Below are 15,421 nucleotides of genomic sequence, written 5' to 3'. Positions count from 1 at the left end.
GGGGCGTCGTCCGCCGATCAATCCGGTGAAATAAAACCTCAAAATCCCTGCGGCTTTGCCGTTAAGATCCGGACGCCGTCGGCAGTCGTCGCGCGGCATTGCCAGGGAGCACAAGAAATGTCTGTCAAACACCGTCTGCAGGCGATGGTCGCCATCGCGCTCATCATGCTTGCCGCCGTGATGGGAATCGCGCTGTACGGCATGAGCCATCTCGCCAACGCCCAGGACGACGGTTTTGCCAAGACGCAGGCGCAGGCGCGTGCAGCCGAGGCGTCCTGGCTGGGAGCGCAGTTCTACCAGATCTTTGCCGACACGATCATCAACCGCGATATCGATGCCGCGAAGAAGGATTTCGCCGCCCTGCATGCCGAGGCGAACGCAGACCTGCAGCGGCTCGACGAGGCCGCGGATTCGTCCGAGGAGAAGCAGGCGGTGGCCCAGGCGCGCCGGGAGGTCGAGGCGATCGTGGCGCTGTTCGAGAAGCGTCTGCTGCCGACGCTGAACGCTGCCAACGAAGTCGATCCGACGATCCATGCGATCGACGACGAGGCCGACGCCACCGTCGAACGCATCCGCGAACACCTGGCAAAGGTGGCGGAGTCGATGGGGCGCGAGGCCCAAGACGCCGACCGCCGCTTCGACGCCAAGCGCAGCGAGACCCTGCTGGAGATCGCCATCGTCGCGGTCGTCGCCGCGCTCGCGCTGGCGGTGTATGCCGGATTCGTGCTGCGCTCCATCCTCAAGCCGCTGCAGACCGTGCAGCAGGCCGCCGAGCGCATCGCGGCGGGCGACCTGACGCACGCCTTCGACGTGGACGGCCGCGACGAGCTGGCGAAGGTGCTGGCCGCCTGCCGTGCGATGCAGGGCAACCTGCGCGAGATCGCCGCGCACATGCAGGAACACGCGGACGGCCTGGCGTCGATGAGCGGGGAACTGGTCGCGACGACCACGCAGCTGTCGGGCTCGACCGAGCAGCAGTCGCAGGCGGCCTCGTCGATGGCGGCGTCGGTCGAGGAAATGTCGGTCAGCATCGCCCAGGTGTCCGACCACGCGAGGGACGTGCGCAGCGCCGCCACCGAGTCGGGGCGCAAGTCCGCCGAAGGCCACGAGATCGTCACGCGCATGGTCGAGAGCGGTCGTGTCACCGCCACCGCGGTCGGCCACACGGCCGAGCAGATCCGCCTGCTGGGCGGCTTCTCCGACCAGATCTCGTCGATCGTCGGCGTCATCCGCGACATCGCCGACCAGACCAACCTGCTGGCGCTCAACGCCGCGATCGAGGCGGCGCGCGCCGGCGAGCAGGGGCGCGGCTTCGCGGTGGTCGCCGACGAGGTGCGCAAGCTCGCCGAGCGCACCGGCAAGTCGACGCAGGAGATCACCGAGATGATCGCGCAGGTGCAGAACGTCACTCACGACGCCGTCGCGAGCATGGAGAAGGTCGTTGCGCACATGGGCAGCGTCGATGCGCTGTCGCGCGAGGCGGGCGAGGCGATGAGCGTCCTGACCGACCAGGCGCGCCACGTCGTCGCGGCGGTCGAGGACATCACCAGCGCGCTGCACGAGCAGTCCACCGCGAGCAACGAGATCGCGCGCCGCGTCGAGCAGACCGCGCAGATGAGCGAGGAAAACAGCGCCGCGGTCAAGCAGACGGCGACCGCCGCGCAGCAGCTCGAAGGAGTCGCGGCGAAGCTGCAGGGCACCGCGGGGCGCTTCCGCCTCGCCTGATGCATCCGCGGCACGTGCGGGCGCGGCATCGTCTCAGTCGGACGTCATGCGCCCGCCGCCGCGGCAGGGGTATACAATGCCCGCTTGCAGCATTGCCTTCCTGTCCGCATGCGGACCCATCAGCAGGAGTCTGTTCGTGAAGAAAATTCTCGCCCTCGTCATCGCCGGAATGCTCGCTTCCGTCGCCCCCGCGGCCTTCGCCGAGGACGCCGCCGTCAAGACCGTCGCCGCCGTGTATCAGGAAAAGGCCGCGCTGTCGGGCAAGGCGATCCAGGTCAGCGGCAAGGTGGTCAAGGTGAACAACGGCATCATGGGCCGCAACTTCGTCCACGTGCGCGACGGTTCGGGTGAACAGGGCACCAACAACCTCATCGTCACGAGCAAGGACACTGCCGCGGTCGGCGACGAAGTCGTCGTCACCGGCAACGTCACGCTCGACCGCGATTTCGGCTCGGGCTACATGTACCCGCTGCTGGTCGAGGACGCGACCATCGCGAAGAAGTAAGCGCTTGGTCCGCGCCCGATCGTCACGCTGCCCGGCACGGGAAGTGCCGGCGGCGGCTACAGCGTGTGCCGGCGGCGGCGGTCGCGGCGCTTGCGGTCGGGCGGGGATTCGCCCGAAACGGCACGCCGGTCCTGCCCGCTGCGCCGGTCGATGAAGCGGACCTTCCCGTTCCTGCCGACCTCGGCGAGCCAGCGGATGCCTTCCGGGTCGATGTGGTGGACCGCGGAGAAATCGACGATCAGCTCGTCGATGCGCGCGTCGGTGCTGGCCCGGTGGTATAGCGACTCGATCACCGGCAGCGAGCCGTAATAGATGTTGCCGCGGATGCGCAACACGTTGTGCTCGAGGCTGACGTTGGGATGCGCCTTCTCCCACTTCGCATAGGCGAGGGCAAGCAGCGAGCCGCAGATCACCGCGCCGAAGAGGCCGAAGAGATGCACCGACAGGAAGGAGGCGCTGAACACGATCGCTTCGGGGCGGTGCTGGAAGTGCGCGCGGATGTCCGACCAGTCGATCATGTTGGCGCCGACGACCATGATGATCGCGGCCATCGCCGGCACCGGGATGATCGCGATGAAGTCGCCGAAGAAGCTCACCAGCGCGAGCAGGAACAGCGCCGACGAGACGGCGGCGAGCCGGCTGCCGGTGTTCATCGCGTGCATCAGCGACATGCGGTTGAACGATGCGCAGGTCGGCAGCGCCGAGATGAAGGGCAGCACGCAGTTGGAGAGCGCGTCGGCGAAGATGCCGTGGCGCGCGTCGACGAACTGGCCGCTGCGGCGGTTCATGCGCCGCATCGCGGCGACCGTCTGGAACAGGCCCAACAGCGCGAGCGTGACCGCGCCGGGGATGATGCTGATGATGTCGGGCATCGCCTCCTGGGCAACCAGCGGCACGGACGGGTACACGAAGCCCGCGGCGGAGACGTTGGCGGTCTGTTCGACCAGCGTGGCAGCGAGCCCGAGGCGGGCGTTCAGCCATTCCGAGTACAGCGTGCCGGCGACGATGCCGAGCAGGATCGCCCAGTTGCGCAGGGCTGCGAACTGGCGCGCGACGATGGTCACGAGCAGCGTGATCAGGCCGATGTGGATCGCGTGCAGGTTGCCGATCTCGAGCACCGCGAGGAAGCTCTGCCAGGCGATCCACAGGCGCCATTCGACCTGGGTGTTGATCGGCAGTCCGGCGAAGGCCGGGAATGACTTGAAAATCATGTACAGGCCGATGCCGCAGATCATGCCGTTGGCGACCGGTTCGCTGACGAAGTCGAGCATCCGCCCGAGCGGCCGCACCGCGAGGAACACCAGCTGGATCAGCCCCGCGAGCAGGAACAGCGTCAGCGCATAGCCGATGTAGTCGGGGCCGAATTGCGGCGCGACCGGCAGCAGCGTGACGCCGACGACCGCCGACAGCGTGCTGTTGGGCCCGCCGTGGAACACCCGCGACGGGTTCAGCAGCGCCGTGAACAGCACGCCCCAGATCGCGCAGTAGAGGCCGAAATACGACGGCAGGCCGGCCAGCGTCGTCGAGAACGCGATCGCCTGCGGCAGCACGACGATCGCGAGCGTCAGTCCGATCAGCAACTCGTTGCCGAGTGCGCCCGCGCGCGGCGGTGCCCACGCAAACACGCCGGTCTTCACGTTCACGTCCCGCTCCCCACGGTTTCGCCCGGCCGCTGCCAGGATTCGACGGTATGGATCAGCGGCGGCATCACGTGCATCATCAGCTGCTGCCACAGCGCCGCGAGCGGTCCCTGCTTGTCGCCGGCGGGCCGCGGCAGGTTGCTGACGTAGAAGGCGATGTCGCGGCAGTCCTGGTTGGAGAGCGTGCCCTCCTCGCCGAGCGGCATGTTGCGGCAGATGAAGCCCGGCAGGATCGTCGACACGAAGGAGAAGTTGTTGCGCGACTGCAGGTTGAACGCGTTCGGCCCGGCTACTGCCGGGAACAGCACCTTGCCGTCGACGACCGTCCCGAGCCCCTGCGGGCCGTGGCAGCGCGCGCACTTCTCCCTGAACAGCGCGCCGCCGCGGACATAGTCGTCGCCGCGCTTGAGTGTCGATGAGGCGGTCACCTCGTCGATACCCTGTTCCGGATAGCGGTTGCCGAAGCGCAGGTCGAGCGCCGCGGCGAGGAAGCGGCCATACGCGGTGACGTCGCGGATCAGGTCGTCGGCGATGTTCGGCTTGTAGCCGTTCGACGAGTTGATGTAGCACTGCATCTGGCGCAGCTCGTAGGGCAGCAGGATGCCGGTGAACTGGTCGTACATGTCGGCCATGACCCACGACGCGGCGAGGCTCAGCGAGCCGGGCTGCGGCACGCCGGCCGCGGTCTGCTTGTCGCCGATGCCCTGGTGGCAGTGGTCGCAGCTCGTGTGGGTGCCGCGCACGAAGCGCGTCGCGTTCCAGCGTTCGCGCGCCGGGTCCGCGGCGAGCTGTCCCTGCAGGTCGTCGATGATGTTGCAGCCGCGCTCGATCGCGCGCACGTCCTCCTCACTGTAGCCTCGGCGCACGGTCGCCTGTCCGGTGCGCGCGAGCGCGTAGGGCGACACGTAGGTCGCTCCGGCGGCGAGGCCGTAGCGGGCGAGCTTGTCGGCGCAGCCCGGCGTGAGCGTCACCGGCTGCTCGCGGATGCGCGCGCGTTCGTCGTGCTTCGCGAGCGCGAGCGCGTACAGCGCGAGCAGCACGCCGATCAGCAGTGCAAGTCGTATGGCCTTCCGCCAGGCCGGCGCGAGCGGCTTCACCGTGCGTGCCCCAGCGCGCCTTCGCCGAGTTGCAGGTGGTGGGCGACCATGCGGGCGAAGATGCGGATGTCGCGCACCGCCGGCTCGTGGATCGTCGGGATGAAGCCGTCGAGATGTGTCGCGTAGCAGCGCATCACGCGCTCCTCGAAGGACACCCGTCGCCCGAGCCGCGCGTCGAAGCGATCGCCGGCCGCGAAGGCGTAAGCGAGGGCCTCCGCGTCGTGACAGTCGCTGCACGCGTTCGGATGGTCGTGGGCACCCTTGCGCGTGAAGCGCCACGCGTACTTGTGCGTGTGGTGCACGAGGTTGTAGCCGTTCTGGATCGCGCGCACGAAATAGCCGTCGCGGCCGAAGGCGTCGACGCCATAGGCGTTGCGAAACGCCTCCCAGCCGGGCTCGGGCGCCCCGTGCGGCGAGAACGTCGGCCGGCCGGAGGCGAAATGGGCCCACAGCACGAAGCCGACGACGGCGGCGGCGCCCAGCGCGCCGCGCAGCAGGACTTTGCCGCGCGCCTGGCGCACGGCGCGCTGGCGGTTGCGCATGGCGGCGAGCGCGGCGTCGGGCTGGGTGGGGCTCATTGGAGAAGCACCGGTGAACTGCCTGCGGGTCGGGACTTGCGCGCGCAGCAGGCGAGGAAGGTGGTGAAGTGGTCGGCGTCGAGCGGGCGCGACAACAGGTAGCCCTGAAGGTAGTCGCAGTTCAGGCCCTTCAGGAATTCCTGCTGTGCGGGGGTTTCCACTCCCTCGGCGATCACCTTCAGCGCGAGGCTGTGCGCCATCGCGACGATCGCGCGCACCAGCGCGGCGGCCTCGGCGTCGTCGCGCAGCGGCGCGACGAAACTGCGGTCGATCTTCAGCGTGTCGAACGAGAAGCGGCGCAGGTAGCTGAGCGAGGAGTAACCCGTGCCGAAGTCGTCGAGGCTGAAGCGCAGCCCCTGCGCGTGCAGCCGTCCCAGCACCGCGTTGATCTGCTGGTGGTCGTCGAGCAGGACGTTCTCGGTGATCTCGAGCTCCAGGGCCTGCGGCGGCAAGTCGTTATCGTCGAGGACCTCGCGGATCAGCTGCTCCAGGTCCTCGCGCAACTGCACGCGCGAGAGGTTGACCGCCAGATAGCCCGGCGCGAGTCCCGCGTCCAGCCAGCGGCGCAGCTGTCGCCCCGCCTCGCGCAGCACCCATTCGCCGATCGCGACGATCTGGCCGGTGCTTTCGGCGAGCGGGATGAAGGTCGCCGGGCAGATGAAGCCGCGTTCGGGGTGCCGCCAGCGCAGCAGCACCTCGGCGCCGACGTAGGCGCCATCATCGGCGCGGAAGATGGGCTGGAACGCGAGCTGCAGTTCGCCACGCGCGACAACCCTGTTGAGATCCTGCTCGAGACGCATGCGCTCATGCACCTGTGCGTTCATCTCCGCCGTGAAGAAGCAGATCGGCGTCCGTCCGGGCTTTTTCGCCTGATACATCGCGTTGTCGGCGTTGGCCATCAGCGCCTCGACCGATTCCCCGTCGTCGGGGTACAGCGCGATGCCGATGCTGCAGTGCACGACCACGTCGCGGCCGTCCAGCGTCACCGGTTCGGCCACCGCCTCGAGCAGCCGTCCGGCCACATCCCTGGCGTCGTTCGCCTCGCCGAGGCGCGGCAGCAGCACCAGGAATTCGTCGCCGCCGAGGCGCGCGAGCGTGTCTTCCTCGCGCAGGCGCGCACGGATGTTGGCGCTCACGTGCGCGAGCAGGCGGTCACCCGCGGCGTGCCCCATCGTGTCGTTGACGATCTTGAAGTCGTTCAGGTCGATGAACATCAGCGCGAAGCGCTGCTGCTGGCGATGCGCCGAACGGATCTCCTGCTGCAGCCGCTCGACCGCGAGCATGCGGTTCGGCTGGGCCGTCAGCGAATCGTAGTTCGCCTGGTAGTGCAGCTTGGCCTGCTCGCGCTGGATCTCCAGCGTCATCGCGTTGAAGGTCTCGCCGAGGCGCCCCAGCTCGTCGTCGGAGGTCACCGGGACGAGCGTGAATTCGCCACGCCCGACGTCGCGCGAGACCTCGATCAGGTGCTGCACCGGGCGCATCACGCTGTAGCGGAACACGAGGTAGATCGCGACGCTCAGGAACAGGATGATCGCCGCATAGATGCCGAACTGCAGAAGAAGCTGCTCGCGCGCCTGCGTGGCCAGTTCCGCGCGACTGATGCCGACCTGCAGGCGGCCCAGCGGGCGACCGTCGTGGACGATCGGAAACTCGATCGGGATCACGTCGGGCAGCGCCGCGAGCTCCCGGATCAGCGTCCGCAGGCGGGGCGGCGGCAGATGATCCGGCGCCGGCCCGGCGACACCGAGGCTGCTGCGGATGTGCGGATCGTCGCCGTTCACATACGACGTCAGCGGCCGCTCGTCATTGTCGACAATGACGCCATAGACCACGTCACGTTGCCGGCTGACCTCGCGCGCATAGCCGTTGAGGGTCAGGAAATCGAGCCCGAGGATCGCCTCGGGGCTGATCAGTGCGATCAGGTGGCCCAGCACGCGGCCGCGCTCGTTGAGCTGCTGTTCCACGAGGTGGTTCTGGCTGCGCAGGAAGAACCAGGTGTTCAGCGCCAGCGTGACCGACAGGATGCCGGCCACGGTGAGGATGAACTTGCTCGCGAGGCGCAAGGGCGCTCTCCGTGCTCAGCGCGGGATATCGATCGCCGGCATGACCTTGCGGATGATGCGGCGGTGCGGATCGTAGTCGGCGTCGCGCGCCGGGCCGAAGCCGGTCATCTCGGCCCGGGCGAGGATCGCGCGCCCTTCTTCGCGTGCCTTGAGCCCCACCAGCAGCGCCTGGATGCGCGTGGCGAGCGCCTGCGGCATGTCCTTGCGCACCGCCCAGGGCAGGTGCAGCACGCGCTCGGTCATGCCGAGGTGGGTGACCGTGGCGGTGTCCATCGCCTCGCGCACCACCGGCAGATCAATCAGGATGTCGCCCGCCCCGCTCGCGTCGGCCTGGCCGTGGTACAGCGAGATCAGCGAATTGGGCGGATTCTTGGAGAACACCGTCTCGTAGTCGCCGGGCTTCAGCCCCGCCTCGAGCAGCAGGTAGCTCGGCAGGATGTAGCTCATCATTGCGTCCGTGCCGCCGCCGAACACGATCTTGCGCCCGCGCAGCTGTGCGATCGCGGTGATGCCGCTGTCCTTCCTGACATAGAGCGCGCCGGCGACCGTGCCGGTGCCGAACTCCTCGTTGTGCGCGATCACGCGGTACTTGTCGGCGGAGCGGACGTAGTGGAACTGGTTGTAATGGACGATATCGAAGCGCCGCTGTTCGACGCCATCCCAGAACGCGTCGAAATCCTTCGCGGTGACGATCCGGACCTCGCGCCCGAGCTCGCGCCCGAGGTAGGCGGCGAGTGGTGCGTAGAGCTCCGTGGTCAGCGTCGCCTGACGCCGCGGGAAGATCCCCATCACCAGCGGCGGCTCGCTCGCGGCCAGTGCGGCCGGGATCGAGCGTTCGGCCAGCGACAGCCCGAGGCCAGCCAGCAGCCCGAGCATGATGCGGCGGCGGCCGGCGAGCGCAGTACCCGCGCGCGTATCGGCGAGCGTTCGCCTGGCGTCCCGCGCGCCCTTGATTCCCTCGGTCATTCCAGCCGTCCCCTTGTGGATCAAATAGTCCCGCGCCGTTAACCTGGGCGCGTGAGCTTCGCTTTCTTGTTATTGGTGACCTAGATCTTACGCGCGGGCAGCATGAACGGGATGGCAACAGAATTCAAGGCCCTAGGCTTCCGATGCGCGTGACGTATTGCACGAAAGTTGTAGCTTGGCACGCCGGGGACGACGTGCGAGGCTTGATCACGGCCGTGGCGCGCATCCCCCCGGTTCGAGGTCCGGTTCCGTGAAGATATTGCGTGAGTTCCCCTGCCTGGGCGCACGCCTTGTCGGGTTTGTCGGAAATGTGACACGCTATATTGTCTGCTATACATAAAATGTCGCGTCTGCCAGCGCGGAGATCGCCAGGATCCCGACGTTTCGCGGGATTATCCGGCCGTCCATGGCGATTCGCTTCTTGGCATGGTAATCGCTATATATTGATGACCATAGGATGGTGGAAGACATGACCGATCCCGCCCCGCATCGCTTTCTCGCGCGTCTCGCCATCGGGGCGGAAGCCGGCACGGCGCTGTCCGATGTCCGCATTCGCCTGCTCGAGGAAATCGACCGGCGCGGCTCGATCAGCCAGGCGGCGAAGGCCGTGCCGCTGTCATACAAGGCGGCGTGGGACGCGGTCGACGCGGTCAACAACCTTGCCCCCGAGCCGCTCGTCGTGCGCGTCACCGGCGGGCGCCAGGGCGGCGGCACGCAGCTCACCGAGTACGGCCGGCGCGTCGTCGCGATGTACCGTGCGCTCGAGATCGAATACCAGGCGACGCTCGATCGCCTCGCCGCGCGCCTCGACGACATCGGGCCGGTCGGCATCCGCGAGTTCCAGACCCTGATGCACCGCATGGCGATGAAGACCAGCGCGCGCAACCAGTTCACCGGCCCGATCACCGGGCTGCGCGACGGCGGCGTCGATTACGAGGTGCGGCTGCGTTTCGATCGCGACACCGAGATCGTCGCGGTGATCACAAAGGAAAGCGCCGAGAACCTGGGCCTCGCGATCGGCAAGGAGGTGTGCGCGCTGGTGAAGTCCTCGTCGGTGCTGCTGATGACCGACGGCGACCTGCGTATCACCGCGCGCAACCGCCTGTGGGGTGAGGTGGCGGCGGTCCATGAGGGCTCGGTCAACGACGAGGTCACGCTGCAGCTGCCGTCCGGGCGCAGCGTCACGGCGGTCGTCACGCACGGCAGCTGCGCGGCCCTCGGCCTCGCGGTCGGCGTGCCGGCGTGCGCGATCTTCAAGTCCTCCAGCGTGATCCTCGCGGCCTGGGACTGAACCCCCGTACCATCCATCCGTCTTTGCGCCGTTCCTGCCGTCAAGGGGCTCCGATGAAAGCCGTTCTCGCCTGCCTGCTGTGCGCCGCCGCCGTCCTGTCGTGCAGGGCCGCTCCGGCCGCCGAAGTCAGCGTCGCGGTCGCCGCCAACTTCACCGCGCCGATGCAGAAGATCGCCGCCGAGTTCGAGCGCGACACCGGCCACAAGGTGCGGCTCGCGTTCGGCGCGACGGGGAAGTTCTACGCGCAGATCAGCAACGGCGCGCCCTTCGAGCTTTTCCTCGCCGCCGACGACACCACGCCGGCGAAGCTCGAACAGGAGGGCGTGGCGGTCGCGGGCAGCCGCTTCACCTACGCGATCGGCAGGCTGGTGCTGTGGTCGGCGCAGCCCGGCGTCGTGGACGACAGGGGCGAGGTGCTCAAGCGCGGCGCCTTCGCGCATCTCGCCGTCGCCAACCCGAAGACCGCGCCCTACGGCGCGGCGGCGATGGCGGTGCTGCGCAAGCTGGGCGTCGCGGATGCGCTCGCGCCGAAACTCGTCACGGGCGAGAACATCGCCCAGACCCACCAGTTCGTCGCCAGCGGCAACGCGGAGCTGGGTTTCCTCGCGCTGTCGCAGGTGTGGGTGGACGGCCGGCTGACCGGCGGTTCGGCGTGGCAGGTGCCGGCCGAGCTGCACGCGCCGCTGCGCCAGGACGCGGTGATCCTTGCCGCCGGGCGCGACAAGCCGGCGGCGCGCGCGCTGGCCGACTACCTGCGCGGCGCGAAGGCGGCCGCGATCATCAAGTCCTACGGTTACGGGCTGTGAGGCGGGCGCAGCGATGATGAGCGCAGTCGACTTCGGGGCGATCCGCCTGACGCTGGAACTGGCGGCCGTGACGACGGCGATCCTGCTCGTGATCGGCACGCCCGTGGCGTGGTGGCTCGCGCGCACGCGTTCGGCGTTCAAGGGCGCGGTCGGCGCGGTGGTCGCGCTGCCGCTGGTGCTGCCGCCGACCGTGATCGGCTTCTACCTGCTCGTGACGATGGGGCCGCACGGACCGATCGGCGAGCTCACGCAGGCGCTGGGGATCGGCCTGCTGCCGTTCAGCTTTGCGGGGCTGGTCGTCGGCTCGGTGTTCTACTCCCTGCCCTTCGTCGTCCAGCCCCTGCAGCAGGCCTTCGAGGCGATCGGCGAACGGCCGCTGGAAGTCGCCGCGACGCTGCGCGCGGGCGCGCTCGACACCTTCTTCAGCGTCGTGCTGCCGCTCGCGCGCCCGGGCTTCGTCACCGCGGCGGTGCTGGGTTTCGCGCACACGGTCGGCGAGTTCGGCGTGGTGCTGATGATCGGCGGCAACATCCCGGACAAGACGCGCGTCGTGTCGGTGCAGATCTACGACCACGTCGAGGCGCTGGAATACGCCGAGGCGCACTGGCTCTCCGCGGGCATGGTCGTGTTCAGCTTCCTCGTGCTGTTGCTGCTCAACCGCCGCAAGCGCGGGAGCGCGCGATGAGCCGCGCCGCGGCGCCGGCCGCGACCGGTGGCATCGAGGCGCGGTTCCGGCTCGCCTGGCCCGGTTTCGCGCTCGAGGCCGCGCTGCAGCTGCCTGCGCGCGGCGTCAGCGCACTGTTCGGGCAGTCGGGTTCGGGCAAGACTTCGCTGCTGCGCTGTCTCGCGGGCCTGGAGCGCGCCCGCGACGGCTTTCTCGCGCTGCGCGGCGAGGTGTGGCAGGACGAGGCGCGCGGACTGTTCGTGCCGACGCATCGCCGCCCGCTCGGTTACGTGTTCCAGGAGGCGAGCCTGTTCCCGCACCTGTCGGTGCGGCGCAACCTCGAATTCGGCATGCGGCGCGTCACGGCGGCCGAGCGGCGGGTGTCGCTCGATCACGCGATCGCGCTCCTCGGCATCGAGCCGCTGCTCGAGCGCATGCCCGAGCGCCTGTCGGGCGGCGAGCGCCAGCGCGTCGCGATCGCGCGTGCGCTCGCGACCAGTCCGCGCCTGCTGCTGATGGACGAGCCGCTGGCCGCGCTCGACGCACCGCGCAAGGCGGAGATCCTGCCCTACCTCGAGCGCCTGCACGGCGAGCTGGACATCCCGGTGGTGTACGTGAGCCATGCCGCGGAGGAGGTCGCACGCCTCGCCGACCACGTCGTGCTGCTGCGCGACGGGCGCGTGCAGGCGTCGGGTGCGATCGCCGAGGTGCTGCCGCGCCTGGACCTGCCCTTCGCGCGCGACGAGGATGCCTTCGTCGTCGTCGAGGCGCAGGTCGCCGCGCACGACGAGCGTTTCGCGCTGACACGGCTCGAATTCGGCGGCCTGCCGCTGTGGATCACCGGCCTCGACGCGCCGCTCGGGGCGCAGGTGCGCGCCCGCGTGCTGGCGCGCGACGTGAGCCTCGCGCTCGCGGAACGCCACGATTCGAGCATCCTCAATGTGCTGCCGGCGCGCGTCGTGTCGCTCGACGGCGCGAGCCCCGGGCGCACGCTGGTGCGGCTCGACTGCGCCGGCCGCGCGCTGCTCGCGCGCATCACGACGCGCTCGGCGGTGCAGCTGGGGATCGTGCCGGGCATGGCGCTCTTCGCGCAGGTCAAGGGCGTCGCGCTGCTGCGCTGAGCGGGCTGGGGCGGCGGGGAAATCCGCGCGCCAATTGAGTGCACGTTAAACTGTGCGACTTACCAACGAATCCACGGCCAGCCATGATCCAGTTGCGCATCGTCCCGGTGACCCCTTTCGAGCAGAACTGCAGCATCGTGTGGTGCGACCGGACGATGAAGGGCGCGGTGGTCGACCCGGGCGGCGACCTCGAGCGCATCCGCGCCGCGGCCGACAAGCTGGGTGTGACGATCGAGAAGCTGCTGATCACGCACGGCCACATCGACCACGCCGGCGGCACCGCGAAGCTCGCGCGCGAGCTGGGCGTGCCGGTCGAGGGGCCGCAGGAGGAAGACCGCTTCTGGATCGCCGGGATGCCGCAGCAGAGCAAGATGTTCGGCTTCCCCGACGTCGAGTCCTTCGAGCCGGACCGCTGGCTGCATGAGGGCGACACGGTGACGGTGGGCGAGGAGACGCTGCGCGTGATCCATACGCCCGGCCACACGCCCGGCCACGTCGTGTTCTTCCACGCGGACGCGCGCCTCGCGATCGTCGGCGACGTGCTCTTCGCCGGCTCCATCGGCCGCACGGACTTCCCCAAGGGCGACCACGCGACGCTGATCCACTCGATCCGCGACAAGCTCTTCCCGCTCGGCGACGACGTCACTTTCGTGCCGGGCCACGGCCCGACCTCGACCTTCGGCGACGAGCGCCGCAGCAACCCCTACGTCGGCGACCACGCGTAGGGGCTGGAGGGGGAGGGCGGCGGCCCTCCCGGTCGCGTCAGGCGCGCTGCTTGAGCGCGTCGCGGATCTCGCGCAGCAGCTTGATGTCTTCCGGCTCGGGCGCGGGTTCGGGGTCCGGCGCCGGCGCGGGCGCTTCGGCGCGCTTGAGGCGGTTGATCGCCTTGATCGCGACGAAGATCGCGAACGCGATGATGAGGAAGTCGATCGTCGTGTTGATGAATGCGCCGTACTTCACCAGCGGCGCGCCGGCCTTTTCGGCCGCTTCCAGCGATTCGTAGGTCTTGTCGCCGAGGTTGATGTAGAAGTGCCTGAAATCGACGCCGCCCAGCAGGCGGCCGATGATGGGCATGATTACGTCCTTGACCAGCGATTCGACGATCTTGCCGAATGCGCCGCCGATGATCACGCCGACCGCCAGGTCGACGACGTTGCCGCGCATCGCGAACTCTTTGAACTCGCGCAGGAAACTCATGCTCGATAACCTCCCGGGTTGTTGATGGGTCACGGTTCGGCGCGCTGCTCGTGCCGATGTGCATAGTTTGCCATCTTTCCCGCCTTTCGCACGTCATCGCGTGCGGCGCCGCGGCACGGCGTAGCGCCTTACAGCCGCGCGCGGAACAGCGGCAGGTGCCAGCCGAAATGAATCGCCGCGAGGCGCAGCGCGAGGGTCAGGGAGCCGGCGAGGAGGGCCGACCACGCGTGCGCGACATCCAGGGTGGTCAGCGCCACGAGCAGCAGCGCGCCCGCCCAGGACGCGGTGGCGTAGAGCGCGCCGCTGAACACCAGCGGCACCTCGTTGCACAGCACGTCGCGCACGATGCCGCCGAAGGCGCCGGTGATGACGCCCATGACGCTCGCGACGAGCCACGGGGCGTCGAGCGCGAGCGCTGCCTGCGTGCCGCTCACCGTGAACAGCGCGAGGCCGATCGCGTCGGGCAGCAGGAACAGGCGCGCGGGCAGGCGCATCACGCGCGCCAGCGCGAAGGCCGCCAGTGCGGCGAGCACGGCGGTGACGAGGTAACTCTGGTCGGCGATCCAGAACACGCGGCGATCGAGCAGCATGTCGCGCAGCGAACCGCCGCCGAGCGAGGCGGAGAGGGCGACCACGATCATGCCGAAGAGGTCGAAGCGCTTGTTGCCGGCCTCGAGCACGCCGGCTGCGGCCTGGGCGGCGACGCCGGCGAGGCCGATCGAGTAGACGAGAGTGTCGATGGGAGGCATCGGATGAGCATAACACCGCTGCTGCCCGCCGTTGGAGCGGCCCGGCCCGCGCCGCGCTTGGCATAATCGGACCTTTCGCCCGCCGCCGCGTCGCGTGGCGGACTTTTTCCGGAATGCGCATGATTCCTTTCTCCCCCGCGATGGCGTCGCCCCCGCACCTATGACCGCGCTCACGCTGATCCAGGTGTTCGCGAGCGGTGTCGCGACCGGCTGCGTGTACGGGCTGGTCGCGTTGTCCTTCGTGCTGATCTACAAGGCGACCGAAACGGTGAGCTTCATGCAGGGCGAACTGCTGATGCTCGGCGCGTTCGTGGTGCTGGCGCTGCATCACGCGGCCGGTTTGCCGCTGCCCGCGGCGGCGGGGCTGGGCGTCGCGGCGATGGCGGCGTTCGGCGCGCTGCTCGAACGCACGGTGCTGCGCGGCGCCCCCGGCCGCACGCACCTGACGGCGCTGCTGCTGACCTTCGGGCTGGGCATGGTGATGCGCGGTGCGGTGGGCGCGGTGCCGGCGGCGAGCCACACCATGCATCGCCTGCCGCTGCCGTTCGCGGGGGAGAGCGTGCACGTTGGCGGAGTCGTGCTGGCGGCCGAGCATGTCGCGGTGATCGTCACGACGGCGGCACTGGCCGGCGTGCTGACGCTGTTCTTTCGCGCCACGCGCGCGGGGCTGGCCTTGCGCGCATGTTCGGAGAACGCGCAGGTCGCCGCGCTGATGGGCGTGTCGGTCGCCGGCATGCACACGCTGGCGTGGGCGCTCGGTGCCGGCCTCGCGGCGGTCGCGGGGCTGCTGCTGGCGCCGGTGACCTTCATCCATCCGAACATGGGGCTGGTGGCGCTGAAGGCCTTTCCCGCCGCGGTGCTGGGCGGCGTGACGAGCCTGCCGGGGGCACTGGCGGGCGGGGTGTTCCTCGGCGTCGCCGAGGCGCTCGCCGGGATCGCGCTGCCGGAAGGGGCCAAGGATGTCGTGCCCTATGTGCTGATGCTGCTCGCGCTGCTGCTGTTTCCGGGCGGTTTTGCGG

The 15,421-nt window shown here is 69.2% G+C and carries 15 protein-coding genes; 8 read left to right on the top strand and 7 right to left on the bottom strand.

Going from position 1 to position 15,421, the window contains the following annotated elements:
* Nucleotides 1–117 precede the first annotated feature (117 nt).
* Together GPA22_RS18485 and GPA22_RS18480 are read left to right on the top strand one after the other, a co-directional pair.
* A complete protein-coding gene (locus GPA22_RS18485) occupies nucleotides 118–1,725 on the top strand; it encodes a methyl-accepting chemotaxis protein (RefSeq protein ID WP_169257533.1) in 1,608 nt (535 codons plus the stop codon).
* A 136-nt stretch (nucleotides 1,726–1,861) separates the two neighbouring features.
* On the top strand, nucleotides 1,862–2,230 hold the full coding sequence (locus GPA22_RS18480; protein WP_343036095.1) for a hypothetical protein: 369 nt from the start codon (nucleotides 1,862–1,864) through the stop codon (nucleotides 2,228–2,230).
* Nucleotides 2,231–2,286: 56 nt separating this feature from the next.
* On the opposite strand, the gene GPA22_RS18475 is transcribed toward GPA22_RS18480, so the two are convergent.
* Genes GPA22_RS18475 through GPA22_RS18455 form a run of 5 tightly spaced genes read right to left on the bottom strand, consistent with a single transcriptional unit; the run spans nucleotide 2,287 to nucleotide 8,574 of the window.
* On the bottom strand, nucleotides 2,287–3,873 hold the full coding sequence (locus GPA22_RS18475; RefSeq protein WP_169257531.1) for a SulP family inorganic anion transporter: 1,587 nt from the start codon (nucleotides 3,871–3,873) through the stop codon (nucleotides 2,287–2,289).
* Complete coding sequence (locus GPA22_RS18470; protein ID WP_169257530.1) at nucleotides 3,870–4,967, bottom strand: c-type cytochrome; 1,098 nt, start codon at nucleotides 4,965–4,967, stop codon at nucleotides 3,870–3,872. The genes GPA22_RS18475 and GPA22_RS18470 overlap by 4 nt, the downstream gene beginning before the upstream one ends.
* A complete protein-coding gene (locus GPA22_RS18465; protein WP_169257529.1) occupies nucleotides 4,964–5,545 on the bottom strand; it encodes a hypothetical protein in 582 nt (193 codons plus the stop codon). The genes GPA22_RS18470 and GPA22_RS18465 overlap by 4 nt, the downstream gene beginning before the upstream one ends.
* Nucleotides 5,542–7,608, bottom strand: coding sequence for a putative bifunctional diguanylate cyclase/phosphodiesterase (locus GPA22_RS18460; RefSeq protein ID WP_169257528.1), 2,067 nt, complete (start codon nucleotides 7,606–7,608; stop codon nucleotides 5,542–5,544). The genes GPA22_RS18465 and GPA22_RS18460 overlap by 4 nt, the downstream gene beginning before the upstream one ends.
* A 15-nt stretch (nucleotides 7,609–7,623) precedes the next feature.
* Complete coding sequence (locus tag GPA22_RS18455; protein WP_169257527.1) at nucleotides 7,624–8,574, bottom strand: phosphate/phosphite/phosphonate ABC transporter substrate-binding protein; 951 nt, start codon at nucleotides 8,572–8,574, stop codon at nucleotides 7,624–7,626.
* 469 nt (nucleotides 8,575–9,043) lie between these two features.
* Between GPA22_RS18455 and GPA22_RS18450 the strand changes: the two genes are divergently transcribed.
* The 5 genes from GPA22_RS18450 (at nucleotide 9,044) to GPA22_RS18430 (ending at nucleotide 13,181) form a co-directional block, all read left to right on the top strand.
* Nucleotides 9,044–9,865, top strand: coding sequence for a TOBE domain-containing protein (locus GPA22_RS18450; RefSeq protein WP_169257526.1), 822 nt, complete (start codon nucleotides 9,044–9,046; stop codon nucleotides 9,863–9,865).
* 53 nt (nucleotides 9,866–9,918) lie between these two features.
* Nucleotides 9,919–10,671: a molybdate ABC transporter substrate-binding protein gene (gene modA, locus GPA22_RS18445; protein ID WP_169257525.1), complete on the top strand. Its 753-nt coding sequence runs from the start codon at nucleotides 9,919–9,921 to the stop codon at nucleotides 10,669–10,671.
* Nucleotides 10,672–10,684: 13 nt separating this feature from the next.
* A complete protein-coding gene (gene modB, locus GPA22_RS18440; protein WP_169257524.1) occupies nucleotides 10,685–11,356 on the top strand; it encodes a molybdate ABC transporter permease subunit in 672 nt (223 codons plus the stop codon).
* The gene (gene modC / locus GPA22_RS18435; protein ID WP_169257523.1) at nucleotides 11,353–12,456 is read left to right on the top strand and encodes a molybdenum ABC transporter ATP-binding protein; all 1,104 of its coding nucleotides are present in this window, start codon (nucleotides 11,353–11,355) and stop codon (nucleotides 12,454–12,456) included. Before modB ends, modC begins: the two co-directional genes overlap by 4 nt.
* Nucleotides 12,457–12,539: 83 nt before the next feature.
* Nucleotides 12,540–13,181: an MBL fold metallo-hydrolase gene (locus tag GPA22_RS18430; protein WP_169257522.1), complete on the top strand. Its 642-nt coding sequence runs from the start codon at nucleotides 12,540–12,542 to the stop codon at nucleotides 13,179–13,181.
* Nucleotides 13,182–13,218: 37 nt separating this feature from the next.
* On the opposite strand, the gene mscL is transcribed toward GPA22_RS18430, so the two are convergent.
* Nucleotides 13,219–13,653: a large conductance mechanosensitive channel protein MscL gene (gene mscL, locus GPA22_RS18425; RefSeq protein ID WP_169257521.1), complete on the bottom strand. Its 435-nt coding sequence runs from the start codon at nucleotides 13,651–13,653 to the stop codon at nucleotides 13,219–13,221.
* Between the two features lie 128 nt (nucleotides 13,654–13,781).
* Nucleotides 13,782–14,402, bottom strand: a complete 621-nt coding sequence (locus GPA22_RS18420) for a trimeric intracellular cation channel family protein (RefSeq protein ID WP_169257520.1) — start codon at nucleotides 14,400–14,402, stop codon at nucleotides 13,782–13,784.
* 160 nt (nucleotides 14,403–14,562) lie between these two features.
* Here GPA22_RS18420 and GPA22_RS18415 point away from each other — a divergent pair.
* The coding region (locus GPA22_RS18415) for a branched-chain amino acid ABC transporter permease (protein WP_169257519.1) at nucleotides 14,563–15,421 on the top strand (859 nt) is incomplete at its 3' end.

The sequence above is a fragment of the Aromatoleum toluvorans genome, assembly GCF_012910905.1.
Classification (GTDB): domain Bacteria; phylum Pseudomonadota; class Gammaproteobacteria; order Burkholderiales; family Rhodocyclaceae; genus Aromatoleum; species Aromatoleum toluvorans.
The sequence above is the reverse complement of the archived record's forward strand: the minus strand, read 5'-3'. Positions and strand labels throughout refer to the sequence as shown.

Excerpts from the sequence above, each read along its gene's own strand:
- GPA22_RS18485 (WP_169257533.1), top strand. The coding sequence starts at position 118 with ATGTCTGTCAAACACCGTCTGCAGGCGATGGTCGCCATCGCGCTCATC.
- GPA22_RS18465 (WP_169257529.1), bottom strand. The coding sequence starts at position 5,545 with ATGAGCCCCACCCAGCCCGACGCCGCGCTCGCCGCCATGCGCAACCGC.
- GPA22_RS18455 (WP_169257527.1), bottom strand. The coding sequence starts at position 8,574 with ATGACCGAGGGAATCAAGGGCGCGCGGGACGCCAGGCGAACGCTCGCC.
- GPA22_RS18450 (WP_169257526.1), top strand. The coding sequence starts at position 9,044 with ATGACCGATCCCGCCCCGCATCGCTTTCTCGCGCGTCTCGCCATCGGG.
- modA (WP_169257525.1), top strand. The coding sequence starts at position 9,919 with ATGAAAGCCGTTCTCGCCTGCCTGCTGTGCGCCGCCGCCGTCCTGTCG.
- modB (WP_169257524.1), top strand. The coding sequence starts at position 10,685 with ATGATGAGCGCAGTCGACTTCGGGGCGATCCGCCTGACGCTGGAACTG.
- modC (WP_169257523.1), top strand. The coding sequence starts at position 11,353 with ATGAGCCGCGCCGCGGCGCCGGCCGCGACCGGTGGCATCGAGGCGCGG.
- GPA22_RS18430 (WP_169257522.1), top strand. The coding sequence starts at position 12,540 with ATGATCCAGTTGCGCATCGTCCCGGTGACCCCTTTCGAGCAGAACTGC.
- mscL (WP_169257521.1), bottom strand. The coding sequence starts at position 13,653 with ATGAGTTTCCTGCGCGAGTTCAAAGAGTTCGCGATGCGCGGCAACGTC.
- GPA22_RS18420 (WP_169257520.1), bottom strand. The coding sequence starts at position 14,402 with ATGCCTCCCATCGACACTCTCGTCTACTCGATCGGCCTCGCCGGCGTC.